The organism is Priestia megaterium (assembly GCF_009497655.1).
Taxonomy (GTDB): Bacteria; Bacillota; Bacilli; order Bacillales; family Bacillaceae_H; genus Priestia; species Priestia zanthoxyli.
On sequence record NZ_CP023317.1, the window covers coordinates 1016941 to 1041854 of the forward strand.

A 24914-nucleotide genomic window follows, 5' to 3' on the forward strand; every position below is an offset into this window, starting at 1 on the left:
GTAAAAAATAACCACTTCCTAATTATGGTTCTTTGATTCGTTCTGCTTATGACTCTCCCATTATAAGTATGATAGTATCGAACATGTATAAAACATAGGTTATAACATAACTAAAAGGGTGTGCGACAATGAAAAAACGTACGAAGACCATTATTGCAGTCATTGCAGGAGCTGCTATTTTAATAGGAGGAATATGGATGATAAACGAAAGCCGATACCCAAACGTCCCTGCTTTTGATGATCACTTTACGCGTGAATTCTTAAACAAAGATAAAAAAGTGGATGACGGGTTTTATGAGTTTAAGTCGAAGACAGGGCAGTATACGATGTGGTTTCCGGAGGAGTATCAGCTTATAAAGGAGAACGAGGAAGATTATGTAATAAATGATAATTCTTATGAAAGGTGGATAGCGAAAGATGTTAATGACAAAGCTGGAGATACTGGGGGAGATTATATCGAAGTAACATTTTCAAATGCAAGAAAGGCTGAAAATGAATCATTTACTGTAGAAAATATGTTTAAAGAACAGCTAAATACCACTAAACCTAATAATTTTGAAACTGCTAGTACCAGGATCTACTATGATGCAGCTTATACATACTTTAAAGGAACACAAGAAGTAGTAAAGCATAACAGCAAAGAACATGCTCCAAACACATATATAGCATATATAGTTGATAAAAAATCCAATAATGCAATCGAATTATGGTTTGATAAAAGTAAAGGGGGCCAAAAAAATAATAAAGTAACAGAAAAAAAATGGTTGCTAACAATATTAAAAAATATCAGATTCCGTGAGGGCAATGAAAATGAGTAAAAAACCCGTGTTGGACAATAATTTAAGAAATAAGATTACTCAACTTGAGTATACGGGGTTAGCCGGTAAGGAAAAAGAAATTAAGGAAATATACAAGGAAACTACAGGGAAAGAACCTCCAAATTTTGAGATTTATAGTAGTAAAGAAATGGGTATTGGAGAAAATTCAGGGTTCGATGGTGCCGCTGTCCACTTTTATGACAAAAAAAATCACATTAACGAAGTATATTATATCTTTAGAGGAACGGAACCCTCTAAAGATTTTGGAGATGTCGTGTATGACGCATTAGGAATTGGAAGCGGAGAGAGAAATAATCAAGTTCAAGATGCAAAAGTTATGTATGAGGAAGTTGAGAAAAAAATTAAAAGCTCAAATTCAAAAATAAAAAGGTATGGGGATGGTCATTCTTTAGGGGGACATCTGATAGTGACCCTTGGACTTATAACTAAGAATTTTGTAAACATAAGAGGCTTAAATGATGCTCCAGTTAATGTCAAGCAGTTGCAAAGGTTAGATAGGAAGTTTGCGAATTATGTAGAACAACAAACTGGTAAAAGAAATGGAGTGTCTTCAAAAAAATTAGTAGTTTTAGCCAACTCCTATTATAAAAAGCAGAAAGCTACCATCAGTCATACCTGGGTAAAAGGTGAACCTATGCATGCGCAATCTTTCCCTGGCAGTTGGTATGCAGGTAATAAAGTAACCATGCTTGGAAATATGAATACAGAAGAAATGATTAATATTGGAGAATACCCTCTGAAAAGGTTAGCCAAATGGAACTTGTTTTTAAAACTTGACGAAGTCAGATATAACTCTGGAGTATCCAATATAATTGGAGGATTATCTTTGGCAAACGCCCATGTAGACGACAGTGTTCTTCTCAATATTCCATCATATGTTGATGATGTTAAGGAAAAGCCGCTTAAGCATCTTCCTGGGATTGTGCTAGGAACAGAAGGTGCATTTTTCTTGACGAAACAGGCGATAAAAAGTCCTGGAGTTTTAGTACAAGGGATTAAAGGAATATCTCAAAGAAATCAAGCAAAACTCCACGGAATTAATTACGTTGTCAAATACACAGAAGCTAATGCTATGAAGACGTATTATCAGGTTTTTGATTCAGGATCTCAGGAAGAAATCTTGCTAGATTATGAACAAATGAAGAAGTTTGTTTATTACTGTGCTAATGCCATCAAAGACAAAGAAGCAAACTTAAATGCACTAAAGCAGTATTTACATAGTGAAATTAACGAAGTCTTCGAAGCTAAGAAGAAAAAGTTAAAAATGAAAATATCCAGAGAAGAAGCTTCTCCCCAGTCATTTATGGAAAAGGCAGATAAAGACGGCGCTACCCTCGCATGGTTTGGACAAAAGCGTGTGGCTGAAAAAGTGACGTTTGACAAAACGTTTGACCCGCTAGATGATAGTGTATTTACTCCTGTTGAAGAGATTATTTCTTCTATTCAAGAGGAAGTTACATACTATCAAAAGTTTCTTGAAGCGTTCTTCCAAAATTTCGAGAAGATGATGGAAGCTGACGAATCGGTAGCTTCAGATATTAAAAGCATGAAAGAAGTAGTAGGGGGGATTTAATTGTTTGATTTTGATTTTACACACACAGGAACAACGAGCGGTAAATACACGTTTGAATTTGATAGTGATGACTTCAAAGACGAGCAGGCAAAAAGGATTAAAGAGTTAATCAAAAAGGATCAAGAAGTAAATGAAAAGCTTTGGCATGCTAAAAGCTATTTAGAAAACCAAACGGGTGAGTTTGCGGATGCGGTTAAAAGTAAATTAGAAGCAGCTGAGCGGGGATATACGCTAAGGGCTCAGCAGTATGATACTGGAGCATTTCAGCATATTATGAGTTTTATGCATTCTGTTAAAGATATGCATAAGAGAGAGTACGAACTTCGATATAAAGAATCAATGGATGAAAGTGAATTAACATAAGGGATACTGCTATTCCTCAGACAGTGGTCTGAGGGATTTTTATATGTTGAACAATTTACATTAAGTCCCGTTTATTTCAAAAGAGTAATAAAGGGAGTGTAGGACAATGAAAAAACGTACGAAGACCCTTCCCGCAATCATTACAGGAGTCGCTATTTTAATAGGAGGAATATGGCTGATAAACGAAACCCGCTACCCAAACGTCCCTGCTTTTGATGATCACTTTACGCGTAAATTCTTAAGCAAAGATAAAAAAGTGGACGATGGGTTTTATGAGTTTAAGTCCAAGACAGGGCAGTATACGATGTGGTTTCCAGAGGAGTATACATTACTGAGTGAAAATGATGATTACGCTAGAGATAATAAAGATTTTGAACAATGGGAAGCTGTTCCCTCAACAAGTGAAACCAAAGCGTATAGAGGAGCTATATATGTCAGGATGGCTAAAGATAACAAGAGAAATCACCAAGATTATCTTGAAAGCTTTTTTAAAGATCATTTAATTTCTGAACAGCCAAAGCTTATTAAAACAGGTAAAACTGAAATTTATTTTTCAAGTGCTCATTTTGAGATAAATGAAAAGAATCAAGTAGTAGAAGATATTAAGCAAAAACCCAATAGCTTTTATGCATATATTATAGATAAAGCTTCTAACAAAGTAATTGAATTTTCTTTTGAAACGAGCGGATTTAAAAATAAACAATTTGAGGAAGAGAAACAGAGAAAATGGTTAATGAAAATCTTAAGAAGTGTTCAATTTTACGGTTAAGTTAGCTATACATCACGAAGCAATTTCGGGTAATAGTATTCGGTAAAAACTATTTAATAAATAGGAAAAGAAGTTTGTTTCAAATAATGAAGAAGGGTGTGCAGCTATGAAACAGCATACAAAGACTATTATCGTAGTAATTACAGGGGCAACTATTTTAATAGGCGGAATATGGATCATAAATGAAAGCCGCTACCCAAATGTTCCAGCTTTTAAAGATCATTTCACTCGTGAGTTTTTGAATAAAGATAAAAAAGTAGACGATGGGTTTTATGAGTTTAAATCAAGGACAGGACAGTATACGATGTGGTTTCCGGAGGAGTATCAGTTGTTACATGAAAATGAACAACAATATGTTAAAAGTGACGATTTTTACGAAAGGTGGAAAGCTTCATCAGTCAAGAAGCACAAAAAAGGAGATCAACTAAATTATTTACAAGTCGAACTATCAGAGAGTAATGCTGATGATGAATCTATTTATGTAGAGAGTCTATTTAAAGGTGAGTTTGGCGCAAATGATCCTGAAAAGTGGGAAACAGCTAATACCCGTATATATTTTGATGCAGCTTATCTTTATTTTAAAGGAACAGAAGAACATGTCATCCATGACAAGAATAAACATGCTCCAAACACATATATAGGATACGTAGCAGATAAGTATTCTAATAAGGTAATTGAATTATGGTTTGATGACAGTTTAAATCATCAAACTAATAAGGGGCTTGAGAAAAGAGAGTGGTTTGTAGAAATATTAAATAGTATTCGTTTTAATCAAGAAAATAGCTCAACTTGAATACAAAGGCTTATTTGGTAAAGAAAAAGAAGTCAGAGAGATTTGTGAGTCTCAATAACTTTTAAAAAAGGTATGTCGAAGAAATAAGAACAGATATAACAATTCTAAACTATTCAATATATACAAAGTGAAGTTTGTTCTAAACAATAAAAAAGGATGGGCGACTATGAAGAATCGCATGAAGACTGTTATTGGAGTAATTGTAGGAGTCGTTATTTTAATAGGAACAATATGGCTGATAAACGAAACACGCTACCCCAACGTGCCAGCTTTTGATGATCACTTCACGCGTAAGTTCTTGAACAAAGATAAAAAAGTGGACGGCGGGTTTTATGAGTTTAAGTCGAAGACAGGACAGTATACGATGTGGTTTCCGGAAGAATTTATAATAGCGAATAACGATGGTCAAGGCTATTCAAAGAACGGACAAAATTATGAAGATTGGAGAGCCTTATCGACTAAAAAATACAAAGGGGAGAATCTAATTGGTCAACTGAACTTGAAATTTTTTGAGCGGAGTACCAATGATGAAGCTGTGTTTGTAGAGGCTACTTTTAAAAGAAGATTTCATGCTAATAAACCAAAGGTAATAGAAATGAAAGATAAAAAAATCTACTATGATAATGCCTATACTTACTTCAAGGGTACGGAGGAGAAAGTAATTGAAGATAAAAGTAGTTACATACCCAATACGTATGTTGCCTACGTAGTTGATGAACATTCAAATAAGACAATTGAAATATCTTATGACTCTATAGGTAATAACTTATCAAGAAATGAAGGTAACAAAACAAATAAGCAATTTTTAAAAATATTAAAAAGTATTCATTTTAGACCAGAAAACAACGGAGATGTCAGAGGATGAAGAAACGTACGAAGATTATTATTGCAACTATTGCAGGAACGGTTATTTTAACAGGAGCAATATGGCTAATAAACCAAAGCCGCTATCCAAATGTCCCAGCTTTTAATGATCACTTCACGCGTAAGTTCTTGAACAAAGATAAAAAAGTGGATGATGGTTTTTATGAGTTTAAGTCAAAAACTGAGCAGTATACGATGTGGTTTCCTAAAGGCTATCAGCTTATAAAGGAGAACGGAGAAGATTACGTAATAAACGGTAATTCTTATGAAAGGTGGATAGCGAAAGAGGTAAATAACAAAGCTGAAAATGCTGGGGGAAGTTATATCGAAATGACATTTTCAAACGCAAGAAAGGCTGAAAATGAATCCTTTACTGTAGACAATATGTTTAAAGAACAGCTAAATGTTACTAAGCCTAATAAGTTTGAAACTTCTAGTACAAGAATCTACTATGATTCAGCTTATACATATTTTAAAGGAACACAAGAAGTAATTATGCATCCTAATAAAGAACATGCTCCAAATACATATATAGCATATGTAGCGGATAAACATTCTAATAATGCAATTGAACTGTGGTTTGATAAAAGTGAAAAAAGCAGAAAGAATGATGAAGTAGCAGAGAAAAAATGGTTCCTAACAATATTAAAAAATATTAAGTTCCGTGAGGGAAATGAAGCTTAATAAAGCTCATGTTGAACGATAATTTAAGAAATAAATCAATTTAACTTAAATACCAAAACCTATCTAGTAAAAATAAAGAGGATGTGCAGATATGAAAAAAAGGATGAAGACCATTATTGCAGTCCTTGCAGGAACGGTTATTTTAACAGGAGCAATATGGCTAATAAACGAAAGCCGCTATCCAAATGTCCCAGCTTTTAATGATCACTTCACGCGTAAGTTCTTGAACAAAGATAAAAAAGTGGATGATGGTTTTTATGAGTTTAAGTCAAAAACTGGGCAGTATACGATGTGGTTTCCAAAGGAGTATCAATTAATACATGAAAATGATGAAGATTATGTCGTAAGTGGAAAAATGTACGAAAGATGGGTAGCAGCTTATACCAAAGAGCATAAAAAGGAACATCAAATTAATTCTATCAGTTTAAAATTTTCAGAAGGAAGAGATCCAGGAGATGAATCTTTTAGCGTAGAAAGTCTTATGAAGAATCGTTTTAATGTAAGTGAACCAAAGGTAATAGAAACTTCTAATACTAGAATTTACTATCAATCTGCTTACATTTATTTTAAAGGGCCCGAGAAGCATGTGATAAATGACAGTAAAGAACATGTCCCAAATACATACGTAGCCTATGTGGCTGATAAGGAATCGACAAAGGTCATTCAATTATCAATGGATCAGGTTGGAGATTTTATAGAAGATAGTAGCTTGGAAAAGAATACGTGGGTTTTAAATATGTTAAAGAGTATCCATTTTAAAGCAGAAAATAATGGAGATGCCAGAAGATGAAAAAGCATACTAAAACTATTATTGCAGTCATTATAGGAATAACTATTTTAATAGGCGGGGTATGGATGATAAACGAAAGCCGCTATCCAAATGTCCCAGCTTTTAATGATCACTTCACCCGTAAGTTCTTGAACAAAGATAAAAAAGTGGACGATGGGTTTTATGAGTTTAAGTCGAAGACAGGTCAGTATACGATGTGGTTTCCAGAAGAGTATCAAATTATACATAAGGATGCTTCGGATTATGTTAAAGACGATACATATTATGAATTCTTGAAAGCTTCTAACAATAGCCACGATGGATATAAAGGATATATTGATATTGAGCTGTCTGAGAAAAAAACTAATAAAGAAAAGATATATGTAGAGGGCTTATTTAAAAACCGTTTTTATATTAATGATCCTCAAAAATTACAGACAGATACAACAAGAATTTATTACGATAGCGCGTATATCTATTTTAAAGGCACAGATAAAAGAGTAATTATGGATTTTAATAAACGTACGCCAAGTACATATGCTGGCTATATTGCGGACAAAAACTCTGAGCGGGTAATTGAATTTTATTTTGATAGTACAGAACACCTTTCTGAAAAATCAGCAGAAAAACGTGAGGAATGGATTATAAAGATATTAAAAAGTATTACTTTTAAAACAGAATAAAAACAAGGTCTACTCATTCTGTTTTAAACAATAGCTGAAGAAAATTTCTTAATTTTAAAGTTTGTACTAGCAATGGCAATAAAGGATGTGCGGAGTGATGAAAAAACGTAAAAAGACTGTTATTGCAGCAATTGTAGGGTCATCTATTCTAATAGGTGGAATATGGCTGATAAACGAAGAACGCTACCCCAACGCCCCAGCTTTTGATGACCACTTTACACGTAAGTTCTTGAACAAAGATAAAAAAGTGGACGATGGTTTTTATGAGTTTAAGTCAAAGACAGGTCAGTGTACGATGTGGTTTCCAGAGGAGTATCAAATGTTGCATGAAAATGAACAGCAGTATGTTAAAGAAGGAAAGTTATATGAGCGTTATAGAGCTGTATCTAATAGCAATGAATTAGAATATATGACAGTTGAATTTTCAAACAAAATAAAAAAAAATGAATCTATTTACGTTGAAAGACTGTTTCAAGAGCAATTTAATTCAAATAAACCTTATAAAATAGAAACTAGAAATGTAAGTATTTATTATGATAAGGCCTATACTTATTTTAAAGGTACTCATAAGCAAGTAAATAGAGAAAAAGAGGGCTACGTACCTAATGAATATGTAGCCTATATAGCGGATAAACATTCTAATTCAGTTATTAAATTTTATTTTGATAACGTAAAAGCAGAATTAAATGAGAGGCAAGGAAGAGAGCAAGATAAGAGGATTATGAAAATCTTAAAAAGTGTTCAATTTAATGATTTTAAAGATACTAGAAATTAAAATCTTTTGTTGTGGAATAAGATTGAATTAAAAAACTACATGTTATCCAATTTATAATAAGTCCCGTTTATTTCAAAAGAATGAAGGGAGGGTATGACGATGAAAAAGCGTATAAAACTCATTACTGCAGTTATTGCAGGAACAGCTATTTTACTAGGAGCCGTATGGCTAATAAACGAAAGCCGCTACCCCAACGTTCAAGCTTTTGATGATCACTTTACACGTAAGTTCTTGAACAAAGATAAAAAAGTGAACGACGGGTTTTATGAGTTTAAGTCAAAGGCAGGGCAGTATACGATGTGGTTTCCCGAGGAGTACCAGCTGTTGCATGAAAATGAACAGCAGTATGTAAGAGACGGTAATTTCTATGAAAGATGGAGAGCTTCATCTATTAAAAAGTATAAAGGTGAAAACCAAATAAATAATATACAAGCTACATTTTCAGAAGCAAGAAAACAAGAAAACGAAGAATTTAGTGCAGAAAGTTTATTAAGGAGACGCTTCAATGTCAGTAAACTGGAAAAGCTAGAAACAGATGAAGTTCGAATCTACTATCAATCAGCTTATATCTACTTTAGAGGGGCAGAAAAATACGTTATAAATGATAAAAATAAGCATGCCCCTAATACATATGTGGCATATGTAGCTGATAAAAACTCTAAAAAAGTTATTCAGCTGTCTTTTAATAGTATTGGTAAGCGTTCAGATAACTCTGAGCCTATAAAAGAAGAGTGGTTTATAAAACTTTGTAAAAGTATCAATTTTAATAAGCCAAACAACGGAGATGTAAGAGGATGAAAAAACATACGAAGACTATTATTCTAGTCATTGTAGGAGCCGCTATTTTAATAGGCGGCATATGGGGCGTAAACGAAAGTCGCTATCCTAACGCCCCAGCTTTTGATGACCACTTTACACGTAAGTTCTTGAACAAAGATAAAAAAGTGGACGACGGGTTTTATGAGTTTAAGTCGAAGACAGGTCAGTATACGATGTGGTTTCCAGAGGAGTATCAAATTCTGCATGATGCTTCAGAGTATTACTCTGTAAATGGAAAATCATATGAAAATTGGTCTGCTTCATATAGGAAGATGGCTGGAAAAAACAAGTCAATATACTATATAAAAGCTGAATTTTTAAAGAATGATAAGAAATTTGAGCCTATTTATGTGAAGGAATTGTTCCAAGAGCAATTAAAAGATAGTAATCCTAAAGAAATAGAAACTTCACGTACTCGCATATATTATGACTACGCTTATGCATATTTCAAGGGAACTGAAAGGCATGTAGTACATAACAGTAAAGTCCATTTACCTAATACCTATACAGCATATGTAGCAGATAAAAGTTCTAATAAGGTTATAGAATTTTCATACGACAGTATAGGTAAAGGTACAGAAACTAGCCAAGAAAAAAGGAAGTTATGGTTTTTGACAATATTAAAAAGTATTAATTTTAGCGAGGGTAAAAGTCGTGAGTGAATACCTTTATTAAGTAACGATATAAGAAACAAAATAACTCTGCTTTAGTACAGTGGATTATAGGGATGAAAGTGAATGAATATAAAACTGCTATTGCTCAGACAATGATTTGAGCAATTTTTATATGTTTAATAACTACAAATAGATGAGTAAGCAGTATGTAGCATACATAGCAATAGATTTAAATAAAACTATTCAAATTACATTAAATGTGGTTTATTTCAACCAATGAAGGGAGTGTGTAACAATGAAAAAATGTACCAAGGCCATTATTGCAGTTATTGCAGGAGCCGTTATTTTAATAGGAGCCATATGGCTGATAAACGAAAGCAGCTACCCAAACGCCCCAGCTTTTGATGACCACTTTACACGTAAGTTCTTGAACAAAGATAAAAAAGTGGACGATGGTTTTTATGAGTTTAAGTCAAAGACCGGGCAGTATACGATGTGGTTTCCCGAGGAGTATCAAGTTTTACATAAATATCGCGAAGATTACACTAGAAATGGCGAATCATATGAAAATTGGTCAGCCTCTTATATTAAACCCTACGAAAATGATCAACAAACGTACGCTATCAAGGCTGAATTTTCCGAGAACGACACGAAATCAGAATTAATTTATGTAGAGAGTTTATTTAAAGAACAATTAGACAGTAAAAAACCTAAACAGTTAGAAACCTCTAATACAAGAATTTATTATGATTATGCCTATACATATTTTCGTGGTACTAACCAACATATAGTACATGACAGTAAAGAAAATCATCCCAACCTTTATGTGGCATATGTAGCAGATAAAAGCTCTGATAAAGTAATCGAATTAATATACGATAGTGTAGGGGAAAATACAGAAACAAATAAAATGGATAGAAAGAAATGGTTTTTAAAAATGTTGCAAAGTATTAAATTTGTTAAGGGAAATTAATTATAAGCAAAAGGTTTTTTTAGCATAAGGGCAACAAATCAAAATGCTAAAGATTATTCAATATATAAGGATTAAAGTTTGTTCCAAACGATAAAGTAGAGGGGACGCCGATGAAAAAACGTTCGAAAGTTATCATGATAGTTATCACAGGAGCCGCTATTTTAATAGGATCAATATGGCTGATAAACGAAAGCAGCTACCCAAACGTCCCAGCTTTTGATGACCACTTTACAAGTAAGTTCTTAAACAAAGATGAAAAAGCGGATGATGGGTTTTATGAGTTTAAGTCAAAGACAGGGCAGTATACGATGTGGTTTCCAGAAGAGTATCAAGTTTTACATAAAAAGAGAGAGGATTATGCTATCAATAATGATTCTTACGAGAGCTGGTGGGCTGTCTACAATGAAGAAGTTGAAGGTAAAACACAAGCGAATTATATAAAAACTGAGTTTTTAACCAGTAATCCTGCAGATGAGAGTATTCACGTTGAGGCTTTATTTAAAAGAAGATTTGGATTAAGTGTTCCTAATAAGATTGAAAACTCACAGACGAGGATTTACTACCAATCAGCTTATATTTATTTCAAAGGAACAGAAAAGCGTGTAATAGTAGATAAGAAGAAACATATTCCTAATACATACTTGGCATATGTAGCAGATAAGCATTCTAATAAAATAGTACAGATTTCCTTCGATAGCAGCGATAAATATAAAAGCGGTGATGAAGACAAAAGACAAGAATGGTTTTTAAAAATGCTGAAAAATATTCGTTTTAATGAAGGGAAATAGTAGAGAATTTATAGAGAAGAAGAGGTAACAAGTTAGATGAAGAAAGTTATAGGATTTGCTTAGCTGTAGGTGCAATATTTTTTGTAATTTCTTGAATGGGCTGTTATCCTTGGTTTTCCAACTAGCATCTATTTATCAACATGAGCAACTTGTCTATGATTACAAACTAACGATAAGAGGTTATTGCGCTAAGTATATAGTAAACGTAAACTTCACATATTAGGTGTTTCTAGCGGTTGATTGGAGGGCAATGCGAAGACTCCTGCGGGAAAAGCGGAGCAGGTGGGACCCCGCAGGAGCGCAAGCGACGAGGAGGCTCAGCGGCCGCCCGCGGAAAGCGAAGCCATGCACGGAAATCAAACGCGGTGTCCCAAGCAATCTATACTAGTCCCTTTATTTAATTTGCTCATCTTTAGATGGGGTTGAGTTGCTTATGTCTCAATCTCTTGTTTGAAACATCCTTTACAGCCTATCTATCAAAAGCATAAAAGCCTCTAAAACACTTCTTTGTTGCTATCATAAGCCTCCAGCAAGTCCCAAAATACTAAATCGCCTAATGGAATATCTTACTTTTAATGGACAATTATCTGTTTTTAGGATATATTTTTATAAGTTTAGGTTATGGAAGAAATAGTATATTGAAAACGAAAGGTGATTAAACGAAAGAATGGATGCTCATGTTTTAAAGGAACTGACGTATGAAGACTTTCAGTTTGTATATCAGCCTATTTATGCGCTGGATTCGTGGGAGACGCTAGGTTTTGAGGCTTTGCTGCGCACAGCTTTCGCAAAAGGGCAAATTGAAGAGTTGTTTTCACTGGCAAGACGCCATAATTATTTGTACAAGCTTGATACGATGGCAATTGAAGGGGCTATAAAGAACTTTCCGTTTGAGGTATTGAAATCTGAGGATTTATTTATCAATGTGTTTCCCTCTACTCTTCTCCACCCGCATTTCCAACGGTTTTTAACATTTCTGTTGAACACCTATGAAAATGCGAAACATCGTATTGTATGGGAGTTAAATGAAACGCTTCATGAAAAGGTTTTATGGGAATCACCTGCTCTTTTTGCCCGAGTAATGAGTTTGAAAGAGGCCGGTTTCAAAATTGCGATTGATGATTTTGGAGCAGGAGCCGCGGCGATGAGACAGGTAAGCATGTATGAGCCTCACTATATGAAATTGGACCGAAGCTATGCGGAAGGACTAGCCGACTGCAAGCAAAAGAAAGATCTGATTGATTTGCTTGTTAACTATTATCCGCATACGAATCTTATTTTAGAAGGCGTTGAACGAGATAAAGATTTAGCCGCAGCGATTTCGTTAAATCTACATGCTGCTCAGGGCTATTTGCTGGGCATGCCGCAGTCGATCTCTTTCTACTTAACTTATAATAAGTACCGCAGTTTATTCAGACGAGAAAGGCTGCTGAACTCTTAAACCATACACTTCACGGAATAGATAATTTATCGTAATATAAAAGCGAGTAATTAGACCTATATGAAACGTAGATGCCTTGAATTTTTATAAAATTATGTGATTTTGTGCGATTGTTAAAATATTTTAAGAGGTAAAGAAGACGTGCTGGTTTGGGAGAATGAGTGAATGGCATATCAAAACAAGACGTTTAGTGAAATTCCAAAGGCAGATGGAGGATATTTAGTATGTATAGTGAAGGGGTATTCCAATTTTATTTTATGAATATGCTGCAGCCTGTTATTTTAATTCAGCAAGAAAAACATCAGCTGTATTATAAAGAATGTAACAAAGCAGCTCAGCAATTCTTTGACAAAATGGAAGACAAGATAATCAATAAAGAAGAAAATCTGCTTTTTTACACACTTTGTGAAAAAGCCATTGCCACGAAAGAACCGATTCAATATCAATACATACAGCTTTTTCAGCCCGACCGGCATGCATATGAAGTAACTTTTACTCCTCTTTTTAATCAAGCGACAGCCCCTTCACATGTCCTTGTCATGGCTCAAGAAATTCATTATAAAAAAACACAGGAAGAGAGCACGCGTTTACTCGATGCGTTTCTAGAAAATACGGTAGACGCCATTCTAATTGCTGATTGTGATGAGAAGGTCTTAACAGTCAATGGAGCATTCGAAAAGCTATTTCAGTGGAGAAAAGAAGAAGTTATCGGAAAAAGCCGTCAAGAGATGAACATCGTGTCAAAGAAAGAGGAACAAGAAAACCTTAAATTAATCGAAGAATTAAAAAATGGTAAGACGCTGTCTCCTTATGAAACAGTCAGGTACACAAAAAGCGGCGAAGGCGTGTGTGTATCTGTCAGCTGTTCACCGATTTATGACTATCAAAATCAACTGGTCGCCTATTCAGTGATTTACCGAGATATCACAGCTATTAAAAAATTAGAATTAGAGCTCATAAAAAGCAAACAGTGGTACAAATCGCTATTTACAAACCACCACCACGCAGTTTGTATGCTGAATTTGGACGGTGCGATTTTAAATATTAACAGCGCATTCTTAGAAACGCTGCAGCTTTCTGCAAGCGATGTGCTGCATAAAAATTACCGAGACATTGCTAAAAGACTGGGAGCCTGTAATTACAAACGTTGGAATGTATATGAAGAAATTAGTTATAGTACAGAGATAACATTCCGAAGAAGCCAACATTCTATACAACATGTTTATATTACAACGATTCCTGTCAAAGTAAATAATCAAACGGTTGGCGCCTATGCAATCTTACACGATATTACGCCTCAAAAAGAAGCAGCAGAACAGCTGGCGTATACGCTGAAAGAACTTGAAAATATAAAATATGCGCTTGATGAATCAGCTAGCGTTATGATTATAAATGCAAGTGGAACTATTACCTATGTAAATGATATGTATGTACAGTATTCAGGTTACGAAAAAGAAGATTTAGTAGGGAAGTATTATCGAGATGCAGGGCTTAATCATGATCATCATGAGCTGCTTGAAACAATAAAAAGCGGAAAAGTATGGCGAGGACAGCTTGAAATGGGGACGAAGCATCATCAGTCATACTGGGTATCGAAAACAATTGTGCCGTTAAAAGATATAGACGGAAATATTACTCATTATGTATCCATTCATAATGATATTACTGAACAAAAAGCGCTAGAAAATAAACTTCATTTTGAAGCCACTCACGATAGTTTAACAGGTCTTCCCAACCGGGCAATGTTATTAAAAGAGTTAAATAAAGTAATTGAAAAAGGGCAGCAAAAAAGCGATGAGTTTTTTGCGCTTTTGTTTCTTGACTGTGATAATTTTAAGCAGATTAACGATGAATATGGCCATCATATAGGCGACGAATTTCTAAAAGCATACACGAAGAGATTAAAGAGCTGTGTGAGGAAAGGCGATCGTATTTATCGTTTGGGCGGAGACGAGTTTATCATTATTTTAAACGTAACAAATGGACGAGAAATTGAACAAATTGCTAGGCGAATTCACGTATCTCTTCAGCAAAGCTGGAATGTACGGGGCTATTGTTTGCGCACCACAACTACCATCGGCGTCTCTATTTATCCAGAAGACGGGGAATCGGCTGCTTCATTATTAAAAAATGCAGATGATGCGTTATATAAAGGAAAAAGAGAAGGGAAAAATAATTATATCCTCTATCAAACGTAAAAAAAGCCTCCAAAGAGGCTTTTTTATTTTATCCATGTTTTTGCCCACTTGCTGACGGGTCCTAAGATCATACCAAGCTCTGATCCTTTTTTAGTTAAGATATATTCAATACGAACCGGACGTTCAGGAATAACGTGCCGGATTACAATTCCTTCTTCTTCTAACTCTTTCATTCGTTCGGTTAACATTCGTTTACTTAAAGAGGGAATGCTGCTGTGAATTTCACTAAAGCGTTTAGGACCGCTCATCAGGACATAAATAATTAACCCGTTCCATCTTTTTCCTATTATATCAAACGTTTTCCACACTTTTGGACATAACTCATCAAATTCATTCATTCATGCCACCTACTTTATTGTATATAGGATATTAAAAGTAACCCTTATAATGTTATTATATACTAGCATTTGGATAATGAAAAGGCTATCTTTTTTTATTTTCAAAACTTTCAGTAGCTTGGAAACGCTGTATTGTAAAGTTTTAAAAAAAAGTCACAGAATCGACATATTATTATTGACGTATCAAGAAAAAAGGTCTAAGATTGGTTACATAAAGTTACCTAGTTAAATAAAAGGTACTTTAAATTTACAATTACATCAAGAGTTTGAGAAAGAAGGTTAGTATCAAATGGATATCCTTTTGGCTATTCTTCCTGCGATTTTCTGGGGAAGTATTGTCCTGTTCAACGTTAAATTGGGCGGAGGTCCTTACAGTCAAACGCTTGGGACTACAATTGGTGCGCTGATCTTTTCAGCCGTTATTTATTTCGTAGTTCATCCAGTGTTGACGCCGCTTATTTTTATTGTCGGAATCGTTTCAGGATTATTTTGGGCAGTTGGGCAAAGTAATCAGTTGAAAACGATTGATTATATTGGTGTTTCAAAAACCATGCCAATTTCAACTGGTATGCAGCTTGTGACAACATCACTATTTGGTGTTATCGTGTTTCACGAGTGGTCAACAACAACAACCGTTATTTTAGGCGTGTTAGCTCTTATTTTCATTGTTATTGGTATCGTGCTAACATCACTAGAAAGCGAAAAAAATGCAGAGCAATCTGGACAATTCAAAAAAGGGATTATTACCCTTATTGTTTCAACAATTGGATACTTAGTGTATGTAGTTGTCGCTCGTTTATTTAATGTAGACGGCTGGTCGGCACTATTCCCACAAGCTATTGGTATGTTAATTGGTGGACTTATACTTACTTATAAACACAAACCGTTTAATAAATACGCAATTCGCAACATTATTCCAGGCCTTATTTGGGCAGCTGGTAACATGTTCTTATTTATCTCTCAACCTAAAGTAGGGGTTGCAACAAGCTTCTCATTATCACAAATGGGAATCGTTATTTCAACGCTTGGCGGTATCTTCTTACTTGGAGAAAAGAAAACAAAGCGTCAGCTTATTTCAATTACGATTGGTATTGTGCTCATCATTTTAGGTGGCGTATTCCTCGGAATGGCTAAAAGTTAACGTTTACGTAAAAGTTAATGATAGTATGTATGAATAAATGAAAACACTAGGAGGATTTTATTATGTATACAGATTTAAAAGATAAAGTAGTTGTAATTACAGGTGGATCAACAGGTTTAGGTCGCGCAATGGCTGTTCGTTTCGGTCAAGAAGAAGCAAAAGTTGTTATTAACTATTACAACAATGAAGAAGAAGCTTTAGATGCGAAAAAAGAAGTAGAAGAAGCAGGCGGACAAGCAATCATCGTTCAAGGCGACGTAACAAAAGAAGAAGACGTTGTAAATCTTGTTCAAACAGCTATTAAAGAATTCGGTACATTAGACGTTATGATTAACAACGCTGGTGTTGAAAACCCAGTTCCTTCTCATGAGCTATCTTTAGACAACTGGAACAAAGTTATTGATACAAACTTAACAGGTGCATTCTTAGGAAGCCGTGAAGCAATTAAATATTTCGTTGAAAACGACATTAAAGGAAACGTTATTAACATGTCTAGTGTTCACGAAATGATTCCTTGGCCATTATTTGTTCACTATGCAGCAAGTAAAGGCGGTATGAAACTAATGACGGAAACATTGGCTCTTGAATATGCGCCAAAAGGTATCCGCGTAAATAACATTGGACCAGGTGCGATGAACACACCAATCAACGCTGAAAAATTCGCAGATCCTGTACAACGTGCAGACGTAGAAAGCATGATTCCAATGGGTTACATCGGTAAACCAGAAGAAGTAGCATCAGTTGCAGCATTCTTAGCATCATCACAAGCAAGCTATGTAACAGGTATTACATTATTTGCTGATGGTGGTATGACGAAATATCCTTCTTTCCAAGCAGGAAGAGGCTAATATAGTTTAGAATCGATGTAGAAAAAAGAGACATGGCAAAAAGCGCCATGTCTTTTTTTTCTATACCTAAGAGAACTTCACCCCCCTTTCGGGGTTGGTGAAATTCTCCTAGGTAAAAGCTTTTAAGAACTTTTTAAAACCTTTTTGGGAAGGTTCAAGGGAGCTTTTTGTGCTTCCCTTATAAGTTTATTGTATTAGCCAGCCATTTTTTTGTTAGACGATGGCTGGTTTTTGTCTTTTAGTTTGCTGAAGATAAAGGCTAGCACTGAGCCTGAGATGTTGTGCCAGACGCTGAAGATGGCGCTTGGGACAGCGGCTAGCGGCGAAAAGTGAGTGGAAGCAATGGTAACGCCGAGCCCTGAGTTTTGCATGCCAACTTCCATTGCGACCGCTTTTTGTTTGGCTAAATCCATTCCGCATAAGCGGGCAAAGAAGAAGCCGATTGTGAAACCAAGAATGTTGTGAAGCACGACTACGGCAAAAATGATACCACCCGTTTTAGCAAGCTGCGCTTGGCTTCCTGCCACAACGGCAGATACAATCAAAACAATTGCGACTACTGAAACAAGGGGAAGAGCTTTGGAACTCGCTTCTGCAGCTTTTCCAAAAAACTTTTTGATCGTAAATCCAAGAGCAAGCGGAATGATGACAACTTGTATAATGGAAATAATAAGAGACATGATATCAATATCGACCCACTTGCTTGCAAATAATAAAATAAGAAGCGGTGTAACAATCGGTGCTAAAATGGTTGAAACAGAAGCGATAGCGACTGCGAGCGCAACGTTTCCTCGAGCCAAAAAGACCATTACGTTTGATGATGTGCCGCTTGGACAGCAGCCTACTAAAATAACGCCCACTGCTATTTCTTTTGGTAAATCTAAGCCAATCGCCAAACCGAATGCGAGAAGCGGCATAATGATAAAATGCCCCACCACGCCTAGTGCTACTTCTTTCGGTCTTCGAAATACTTCGCTGAAATCAGACGCTGACAGCGTTAATCCCATTCCAAACATGACAATTCCTAAAAGCGGAACGATATACTTTCCAATCCATACAAAGTGCTCTGGGAATGAATAGGCAATAACGGAAATTAAAATAACCCAAAGCGTAAATGTTTTTCCTGCAAAAGTACTGATTTTCTCTATTGTTTTCATCTGTACGATACCTCCTGCGAACTATAAGAAGAAATTATACTATTTATTCAGAAAAATGAAAACAGTATTTTTGTAAAATAGTACAGAATATTTTATCTTTTGGAGATTATTTCAGTTTAAATGCAAGCATTCCTTCATTGAATGGACAGAATATGTGGTAATATAAAGAAGTTAGTTTTAGAAAGTCGGAGGAGTTTAGTCATGAAATTTATCTATATTTTGTCTGTCCTTCCGTTCGTAGGCATATTAGGGTTTCTTCCTTTTGTTAATCGAGTGACTCCGTTTGTTCTCGGTATGCCGTTCAATATGTTTTGGATGGTGATATGGGTGGTGCTTACGTCCATTATTTTAGGGGTTATGTATAAGCTTGATCCCAGAAATCGGGAAGGGGAAGAAGAATGAATAGTGCACTTATTATTATTTTACTATTTTTAGTGGCAGCTATTTTTCTTGGCATACGATCAACCAAAGGCAAGGATATGAACTTGGAGCAGTGGACGGTAGGCGGACGCGGTTTCGGGGCTATTTTAGTGTTTGTGCTGATGGCCGGAGAAATCTATACAACGTTTTCGTTTCTAGGCGGAAGCGGATGGGCTTATGGAAAAGGAGCTCCTGCACTTTATGTCTTAATTTATATTAGCTTATCATATGTCTTATCATACTGGCTTCTTCCTGTTATTTGGAAGTATGCAAGAGATCATAAGCTCGTCTCGCAGCCTGATTTTTTTGTAAGCAAATATAAAAGCCCTTACCTTGGTGTGCTTGTAGCTGCTGTAGGAGTGATTGCGGTCATTCCTGTTATTGTTGTGCAGTTAAAAGGATTGGGAATTATTGTATCACAAGCATCATACGGCGCCATTTCAATGCCGGCAGCCATTTGGATGGGAGCTATCAGTTTAACGCTGTATGTGATGATATCCGGTATCCACGGTTCTGCATGGACGGCCGTTATTAAAGACATTATGATGCTTGCTGTGATTGGATTTTTAGGTATTTATTTACCTTTTCATTATTACGGAGGATACGGTCCAATGTTTGAAGCTGTGAATACAGCGAAGCCAGGATTTTTAAAGTTTCCTGAGCAAGGATTAAGCGTCTCGTGGTTTATTTCGACCGTTATTTTACTAGTACTTGGTTTTTATATGTGGCCGCAGGTGTTTAGCTCAAGCTATACAGCGAAAAATGCAAAGGTATTTCGCAAGAATGCAATCATTAGTCCTCTTTATACCTTAATGCTGCTCTTTGTGTTTTTTGTTGGGTTTGCAGCTATTTTAAAAGTTCCTGGTTTAAGCGGAGGAGACGTGGATCTTGCGCTATTACGTATCTCAATCCAAACTTTTGATCCTTGGTTTATTGGAATTATAGGAGGAGCGGGTTTGCTGACAGCGCTTGTGCCGGGATCGATGCTGTTAATGAGTGCGTCAACGCTGCTGGCTAAAAACATATACAAACCGTTTGCGCCTCAAGCAAGCGAAGAGCGTATTGCTCGTTTAGCGAAAAGCTTTGTACCGGTTGTGGCACTCATTTCCGTTTACTTTACGCTAAACGGGGGAACGACGCTATCAACAATTATTTTGATGGGCTATAGTCTAATGACACAGCTGTTTCCATCTCTGCTTTTCAGTTTGAAGAAAAATAACTTTGTAACGAAACAAGGAGCAGCTTGGGGGATTGTTGCTGGAATTATTGTAGTGGCCTATATTACAATCAGCGGCTCTACGATTGGTACGTTGTTCCCGTCACTGCCTCAGCAAATGAAAGATATCAACGTCGGATTTATTGCGCTGCTTATCAACTTTATCGTAATGTGGGCAGTCAGTATGCTCACAAAGCAAAACGAGGCTGAGACAAAAGTATATTAGACGAAGTGAAAAACGAACCATTGATCAACACGTTTGATTAGTGGTTCGTTTTTTTGTTAGGGTCAACGGTAGACCCTTCTAGCAGTTGATTGGAGGGCAAGACGAAGACTCCTGCGGGAAAAGCGGAACAGGTGAGACCCCACAGGAGCGCAAGCGACGAGGAGGCTCAGCGGCCGCCCGCGGAAAGCGACGTCTTGCACGGAAATCAACTGCGGTGTCACAAGCGGTTCAGCTCATGTCTACCGTTTGTTCGTCTTTAGATTAGATTCATCTCATTATGTCTCAGCCTTGTTTTTTCTAATCAAACAGCAAAGAGCCAAAGGAATAGGATCATCCTTTGGCTCTTTACGTGGCTTTTAACCGATAATTTGTAAAATTTCCTACATCAACTGATTTACGCTAAAGCGGGAACTCGGTCGTTATAGTAAATAACTTCCGATAGGATCTTACACCCTTTAATCTCCTGAAATGTCTTTTTCGCCTCTACCTCTGATTCAAATTCAAACATAGTCGGACTTTGGTTTTTCGAGTAAACGGTAATGATCCACATTGTAAAATAAGCTCCCCCTGTAAAATAATAGTTTTCCTTTTTAGTGTAGCTATCAGGTGATGTAATAATAATTGAATAGTTGTGATACAGCCTCACATTTTAAAAGGTACTTCTACTATACAACAAAAATTACAAAATAAAACAAGAAAATCTAAAAAACTACAAAGAATAATGAAAGAGAATAAATAACCGTTTATATATGGGCTATATTTATAAATGGAAGTGGGAGTGTAAAAAATATAGGAAGAGCGATTGTCTTTTAGATTGCTAAACTATATACTTATGTTCAAAAAGTGCAGGACGTGAACGATGAAAGTTGATACGGTAGTAAAAAAAGATGTTTTCCTCATTTTGGTGATGATAGTTGTTGTGCCGCTAGCAGGAGAGCTTAAATATTATCCTTTTCATGATACGTATAGAGTCAGCTTTGCTGTGCCCATTTTTTTCTTTTCACTGCTGCTTTTAAGAAAGGTATCTCCTGTAATACCAGGTATTTTAGTTGCGAGTGCTATAGTGGGCTTTCGAATGTACCTTGATTGGTATAATTACGAATCATTTGATTTTCTGCATTCTTTGCAGATTCGATGCTCAGCAGGGATTTATTATCTTGTTTATGCCATTGCTTTTTCTTGGTTTAAGATTAACGATTTTCATTCAAAGCCGTGGATTATTGGCATATGGAGCATCATCATCGAAACGGTTTCAGGTGGCATGGAACTGCTTTGTATGTATGTGATGGTTCACCATCATATTGTGTTTCCGGAGTTCATGCAAATTTTTATTGTAGGCGTCTTTCGAAGTTTCTTTGTTTTATGTCTGTTTAGCATGATCAAGCTTTACGAAGGGCAGCTGAGAGAACGGCAAATCTCTCAAAAAAATGATCAGCTGCTTGTTGTGCTTTCAAATTTGTATGAAGAATCCATTCATTTGAAAAAAACGCTGCAAGACGCTGAGAGAATTACGAAAAAGTCGTATGATTTATATGAAGAACTACACGAAGCAGATATCCACCAGCTTACTTCGCTGCACGAATTTAGCCAAAAAGCATTACAAATTGCAGGAGAAGTACATGATATTAAAAAAGACAACCAGCGGATATCAGCAGGACTGTCCAAGGTCATTACAAAAGAGGAATTTTCTGAGTATATGGAAATCGAAAGTCTGCTTCAAATCGTCATGCGCAGCAATGAAAAGTATGCGGCGATGTTAGCAAAAGATATTCATTTTTCATATTCGGTTCTAGGAGAGCATCCTCGCTATCACGTGTACTTGTTTTTGTCATTAATTAATAACTTAGTAACGAATGCAGTCGAAGCGATTGAAAAAGAAGGCGCGATTATTATCGACGTCTGCCGAGAAGAAGACCGCATTTTACTATATGTAAGAGACAGTGGTCCCGGTGTAAAAAAAAGGCATGAACGTCTCATTTTTAAAGCGGGATTTACATCCAAATACGCAAAGGACGGGACGCCTTCTACAGGTCTTGGACTTGTCTACGTTAAGCAAATGACCGAGCAGCTGGGCGGGAGTATTCAATTTATTAATCTGTCTCCAAGCCCCGGTGTTCAATTTACTATAGATTTACCTATTTCTACGTTAATGGGGGATAAGGACTAATATGCGATTTTATATCATAGATGATGACGAAGTCTTTCGTTCAATGTTAGCTGAAATTATTGAAGATAATGATTTAGGAGAGGTTATAGGGGAGGCAGAAGACGGAATTGTCTTAAATGATCAATCTTCTCTATTGCAGCAGATCGATATTTTATTTATTGATTTGTTGATGCCCATTCAAGACGGAATCGAAACCGTGCGCAAAATAAAAGATACTTTTAAAGGCAAAATTATTATGATGTCACAGGTAGAAACAAAAGATTTGATTGGAAAAGCCTACTCGCTTGGCATTGAATACTATATCACGAAGCCGCTTAATCGTATGGAAGTGCTCATGGTCATTCAAAAAGTAATTGAACGAATTCATGTTCAACAATCAATGGAGAAAATTCAAGAATCGTTAAATACCGTACTTAATATAGGAAACCAGCAAAAAACGCCTGCTTCTGGTAAAAAAGAAAGCGATCCGTCAGAAGCGTGCAGGTTTCTTTTAAGAGAACTTGGGATTTTAGGAGAAAGCGGAAGTAAAGATTTAATCGAAATCATCAATTACCTGCATCAAACGGAAAAAAGCACGATGTATGAACAGCATTTTCCGTCTCTCAAAGAAATTTTTGAGAAAATTACCGTGAGAAAGCTTGGTTCACCTTTTTCAGAAGACGTGCTGCAAAAAGAAATGAAAGCAGCCGAACAGCGAGTCAGAAGAGCCATTTATCAGTCTTTAAATCATTTGACTTCCCTTGGAATGGTTGATTTCTTTAATCCTAAATTTGAAAATTACGCTTCTAAGTTTTTCGATTTTTCAATGGTGCATCAGCGCATGAGAGATATAGAAAAAGGAACGGGCAAAAGCAGTACGCCAAGTCGTATAAATGTAAAGAAATTTATTCAAATGCTCTATTATGAAGTCAAACAAACGCTGTAGTAAAAAAACTACAGCGTTTTCATTTTGTAATTTTCTAAAAAATTTTTGTTAGTTTCAGTAGGTTTTTGTTAGATTTTGTGATGCCTATGATAATGTAATCTTATGAATAAAAGAACTACTTAATAAACAGTTCTTAATGGAATTGTATCTGTTGAATACATTAAGTGCAAATAAACAGCTTCGAGCTGTTAGAAAAAAGAAGGAAGGTGCAAAGATATGTTCAAAAAGCTTGGATTAGCAGGACAAATTCTAATTGGTTTGATTGCAGGTATTATTGTAGGGGCCATTTTTTACGGAAATCCTAAAGCAGTTGAAGTACTGCAGCCAATTGGAGACGTATTCATTCATTTAATTAAAATGATCGTGGTGCCGATTGTTATATCTAGTATCATTGTGGGCGTTGCGGGTGTTGGTGATATTAAGAAGCTTGGTAAATTAGGCGGAAAAACAATTCTTTACTTTGAAATCATTACAACGGTTGCCATTGTTGTAGGCTTATTGGCAGCTAACTTGCTTCACCCTGGTACTGGTGTGGACCGCAGCGGTCTTGAAAAATCAGATATCAGCAGCTACACATCAACGGCAGAAGCTACAGAGCAAAAAGGATTTGTAGAAACATTTGTTCACATCGTTCCAACGAATGTATTTGAATCAATTGCTGCAGGCGACATGCTGCCAATTATTTTCTTCTCGGTCCTATTTGGACTTGGAATTGCATCAATCGGTGAAAAAGGAAAGCCGGTTCTAAGATTTTTTGAAGGCACGGCAGAAGCGATGTTTTGGGTAACGAATTTAGTTATGAAGTTTGCACCGTTTGGCGTATTTGCATTAATCGGTGTAACCGTATCAAAATTTGGACTAGCGTCTCTGATTCCGCTTAGTAAGCTTGTAATTGTTGCTTACGGCACAATGATTTTCTTTGTATTAGTGGTACTAGGACTTGTAGCTAAATGGGCAGGCGTTAACATCTTCCATTTATTAAAAGTGCTAAAAGATGAACTGCTGCTAGCATTTTCAACTGCAAGTTCAGAAACAGTATTACCGCGTATTATTGCGAAAATGGAAAAGTTCGGATGTCCTAAAGCAATTACATCTTTTGTTATTCCGACGGGGTATTCGTTTAACTTAGATGGATCTACTCTTTATCAAGCGCTTGCTGCGATATTTATTGCGCAAATGTACGGTATTGATATGAGCATCACACAGCAAATTTCACTGATATTAATTTTAATGGTTACATCTAAAGGAATTGCAGGAGTTCCGGGCGTATCGTTTGTTGTACTGCTTGCAACGCTTGGATCTGTAGGACTTCCAGTAGAAGGCCTTGCTTTTATCGCTGGAATTGACCGTTTGTTAGATATGGGACGTACAGCGGTAAACGTAATTGGAAACTCACTTGGTGCAATCGTCATTTCAAAGTGGGAAGGTCAATTTAACGACAAAGACAAGGAAGCTTATATTAACGAAGTAACGAAAAAAGTATCGTAATTACAAACGTATTTTAGTTGAAGGAAGATCCGAACGAGTAATC

General features: G+C 36.0%; 27 protein-coding genes. 25 read left to right on the forward strand and 2 right to left on the reverse strand.

Features of this window, described 5'->3' with window-relative positions:
- The first annotated feature begins 128 nt into the window (after nt 1-128).
- From CEQ83_RS05195 to CEQ83_RS05275, 17 genes are all read left to right on the forward strand, one after another.
- The gene (locus CEQ83_RS05195; RefSeq protein ID WP_098999739.1) at nt 129-818 is read left to right on the forward strand and encodes a hypothetical protein; all 690 of its coding nucleotides are present in this window, start codon (nt 129-131) and stop codon (nt 816-818) included.
- Nucleotides 811-2412, forward strand: coding sequence for a DUF6792 domain-containing protein (locus tag CEQ83_RS05200; protein ID WP_154991659.1), 1602 nt, complete (start codon nt 811-813; stop codon nt 2410-2412). The genes CEQ83_RS05195 and CEQ83_RS05200 overlap by 8 nt, the downstream gene beginning before the upstream one ends.
- Entirely contained in the window at nt 2413-2775 is a 363-nt protein-coding gene (locus CEQ83_RS05205; RefSeq protein WP_098999737.1) for a hypothetical protein, read from the forward strand.
- Between the two features lie 106 nt (nt 2776-2881).
- Nucleotides 2882-3544 carry a hypothetical protein gene (locus tag CEQ83_RS05210; RefSeq protein WP_154991658.1) on the forward strand — a complete coding sequence of 221 codons (663 nt, stop codon included), beginning with the start codon at nt 2882-2884 and terminating at the stop codon, nt 3542-3544.
- 106 nt (nt 3545-3650) lie between these two features.
- The gene (locus tag CEQ83_RS05215; RefSeq protein ID WP_047751531.1) at nt 3651-4337 is read left to right on the forward strand and encodes a hypothetical protein; all 687 of its coding nucleotides are present in this window, start codon (nt 3651-3653) and stop codon (nt 4335-4337) included.
- Nucleotides 4338-4503: 166 nt separating this feature from the next.
- Nucleotides 4504-5202: a hypothetical protein gene (locus CEQ83_RS05220; protein ID WP_154991657.1), complete on the forward strand. Its 699-nt coding sequence runs from the start codon at nt 4504-4506 to the stop codon at nt 5200-5202.
- Complete coding sequence (locus tag CEQ83_RS05225) at nt 5199-5885, forward strand: hypothetical protein (RefSeq protein WP_155017026.1); 687 nt, start codon at nt 5199-5201, stop codon at nt 5883-5885. The genes CEQ83_RS05220 and CEQ83_RS05225 overlap by 4 nt, the downstream gene beginning before the upstream one ends.
- Nucleotides 5886-5976: 91 nt before the next feature.
- Nucleotides 5977-6675, forward strand: a complete 699-nt coding sequence (locus CEQ83_RS05230; RefSeq protein WP_155017027.1) for a hypothetical protein — start codon at nt 5977-5979, stop codon at nt 6673-6675.
- Nucleotides 6672-7337, forward strand: a complete 666-nt coding sequence (locus tag CEQ83_RS05235) for a hypothetical protein (protein ID WP_154991655.1) — start codon at nt 6672-6674, stop codon at nt 7335-7337. Before CEQ83_RS05230 ends, CEQ83_RS05235 begins: the two co-directional genes overlap by 4 nt.
- A gap of 97 nt (nt 7338-7434) precedes the next feature.
- The gene (locus CEQ83_RS05240; protein WP_154991654.1) at nt 7435-8112 is read left to right on the forward strand and encodes a hypothetical protein; all 678 of its coding nucleotides are present in this window, start codon (nt 7435-7437) and stop codon (nt 8110-8112) included.
- Nucleotides 8113-8211: 99 nt separating this feature from the next.
- Entirely contained in the window at nt 8212-8910 is a 699-nt protein-coding gene (locus tag CEQ83_RS05245) for a hypothetical protein (protein WP_154991653.1), read from the forward strand.
- On the forward strand, nt 8907-9593 hold the full coding sequence (locus CEQ83_RS05250) for a hypothetical protein (protein WP_155017028.1): 687 nt from the start codon (nt 8907-8909) through the stop codon (nt 9591-9593). The genes CEQ83_RS05245 and CEQ83_RS05250 overlap by 4 nt, the downstream gene beginning before the upstream one ends.
- Before the next feature lie 247 nt (nt 9594-9840).
- Nucleotides 9841-10518 carry a hypothetical protein gene (locus tag CEQ83_RS05255; RefSeq protein WP_155017029.1) on the forward strand — a complete coding sequence of 226 codons (678 nt, stop codon included), beginning with the start codon at nt 9841-9843 and terminating at the stop codon, nt 10516-10518.
- 110 nt (nt 10519-10628) lie between these two features.
- The gene (locus CEQ83_RS05260) at nt 10629-11306 is read left to right on the forward strand and encodes a hypothetical protein (RefSeq protein WP_155017030.1); all 678 of its coding nucleotides are present in this window, start codon (nt 10629-10631) and stop codon (nt 11304-11306) included.
- A 236-nt stretch (nt 11307-11542) separates the two neighbouring features.
- On the forward strand, nt 11543-11707 hold the full coding sequence (locus CEQ83_RS05265; protein ID WP_228123028.1) for a hypothetical protein: 165 nt from the start codon (nt 11543-11545) through the stop codon (nt 11705-11707).
- Nucleotides 11708-11973: 266 nt separating this feature from the next.
- Nucleotides 11974-12747: an EAL domain-containing protein gene (locus tag CEQ83_RS05270; protein WP_155017031.1), complete on the forward strand. Its 774-nt coding sequence runs from the start codon at nt 11974-11976 to the stop codon at nt 12745-12747.
- A 224-nt stretch (nt 12748-12971) separates the two neighbouring features.
- Nucleotides 12972-14945 (forward strand): diguanylate cyclase domain-containing protein, encoded by a 1974-nt coding sequence (locus tag CEQ83_RS05275; RefSeq protein WP_155017032.1) that lies wholly within the window; start codon nt 12972-12974, stop codon nt 14943-14945.
- Nucleotides 14946-14968: 23 nt separating this feature from the next.
- Here CEQ83_RS05275 and CEQ83_RS05280 read toward each other — a convergent pair whose 3' ends face one another.
- The gene (locus tag CEQ83_RS05280; protein ID WP_013055757.1) at nt 14969-15283 is read right to left on the reverse strand and encodes a winged helix-turn-helix transcriptional regulator; all 315 of its coding nucleotides are present in this window, start codon (nt 15281-15283) and stop codon (nt 14969-14971) included.
- Between the two features lie 289 nt (nt 15284-15572).
- Between CEQ83_RS05280 and CEQ83_RS05285 the strand changes: the two genes are divergently transcribed.
- Together CEQ83_RS05285 and gdh are read left to right on the forward strand one after the other, a co-directional pair.
- Nucleotides 15573-16424 carry a RhaT/GlcU family sugar-proton symporter gene (locus tag CEQ83_RS05285; protein ID WP_034269910.1) on the forward strand — a complete coding sequence of 284 codons (852 nt, stop codon included), beginning with the start codon at nt 15573-15575 and terminating at the stop codon, nt 16422-16424.
- A 62-nt stretch (nt 16425-16486) separates the two neighbouring features.
- Complete coding sequence (gene gdh, locus CEQ83_RS05290; protein WP_014461262.1) at nt 16487-17272, forward strand: glucose 1-dehydrogenase; 786 nt, start codon at nt 16487-16489, stop codon at nt 17270-17272.
- A 194-nt stretch (nt 17273-17466) separates the two neighbouring features.
- On the opposite strand, the gene CEQ83_RS05295 is transcribed toward gdh, so the two are convergent.
- Complete coding sequence (locus CEQ83_RS05295; RefSeq protein WP_013055760.1) at nt 17467-18429, reverse strand: bile acid:sodium symporter family protein; 963 nt, start codon at nt 18427-18429, stop codon at nt 17467-17469.
- Nucleotides 18430-18630: 201 nt separating this feature from the next.
- Here CEQ83_RS05295 and CEQ83_RS05300 point away from each other — a divergent pair, with 201 nt between their 5' ends.
- From CEQ83_RS05300 to CEQ83_RS05325, 6 genes are all read left to right on the forward strand, one after another.
- Nucleotides 18631-18831 (forward strand): DUF3311 domain-containing protein, encoded by a 201-nt coding sequence (locus tag CEQ83_RS05300; RefSeq protein ID WP_013055761.1) that lies wholly within the window; start codon nt 18631-18633, stop codon nt 18829-18831.
- Nucleotides 18828-20291 carry a sodium:solute symporter family protein gene (locus CEQ83_RS05305; protein ID WP_154991649.1) on the forward strand — a complete coding sequence of 488 codons (1464 nt, stop codon included), beginning with the start codon at nt 18828-18830 and terminating at the stop codon, nt 20289-20291. Before CEQ83_RS05300 ends, CEQ83_RS05305 begins: the two co-directional genes overlap by 4 nt.
- Nucleotides 20292-20376: 85 nt before the next feature.
- Nucleotides 20377-20556: a hypothetical protein gene (locus tag CEQ83_RS05310; protein ID WP_080754383.1), complete on the forward strand. Its 180-nt coding sequence runs from the start codon at nt 20377-20379 to the stop codon at nt 20554-20556.
- Between the two features lie 594 nt (nt 20557-21150).
- A complete protein-coding gene (locus CEQ83_RS05315; protein ID WP_155017033.1) occupies nt 21151-22458 on the forward strand; it encodes a sensor histidine kinase in 1308 nt (435 codons plus the stop codon).
- A gap of 1 nt (nt 22459) precedes the next feature.
- A complete protein-coding gene (locus CEQ83_RS05320) occupies nt 22460-23383 on the forward strand; it encodes a response regulator (protein WP_154991648.1) in 924 nt (307 codons plus the stop codon).
- A gap of 216 nt (nt 23384-23599) precedes the next feature.
- Nucleotides 23600-24871, forward strand: coding sequence for a cation:dicarboxylate symporter family transporter (locus CEQ83_RS05325; protein ID WP_028407730.1), 1272 nt, complete (start codon nt 23600-23602; stop codon nt 24869-24871).
- Nucleotides 24872-24914: the final 43 nt, after the last annotated feature.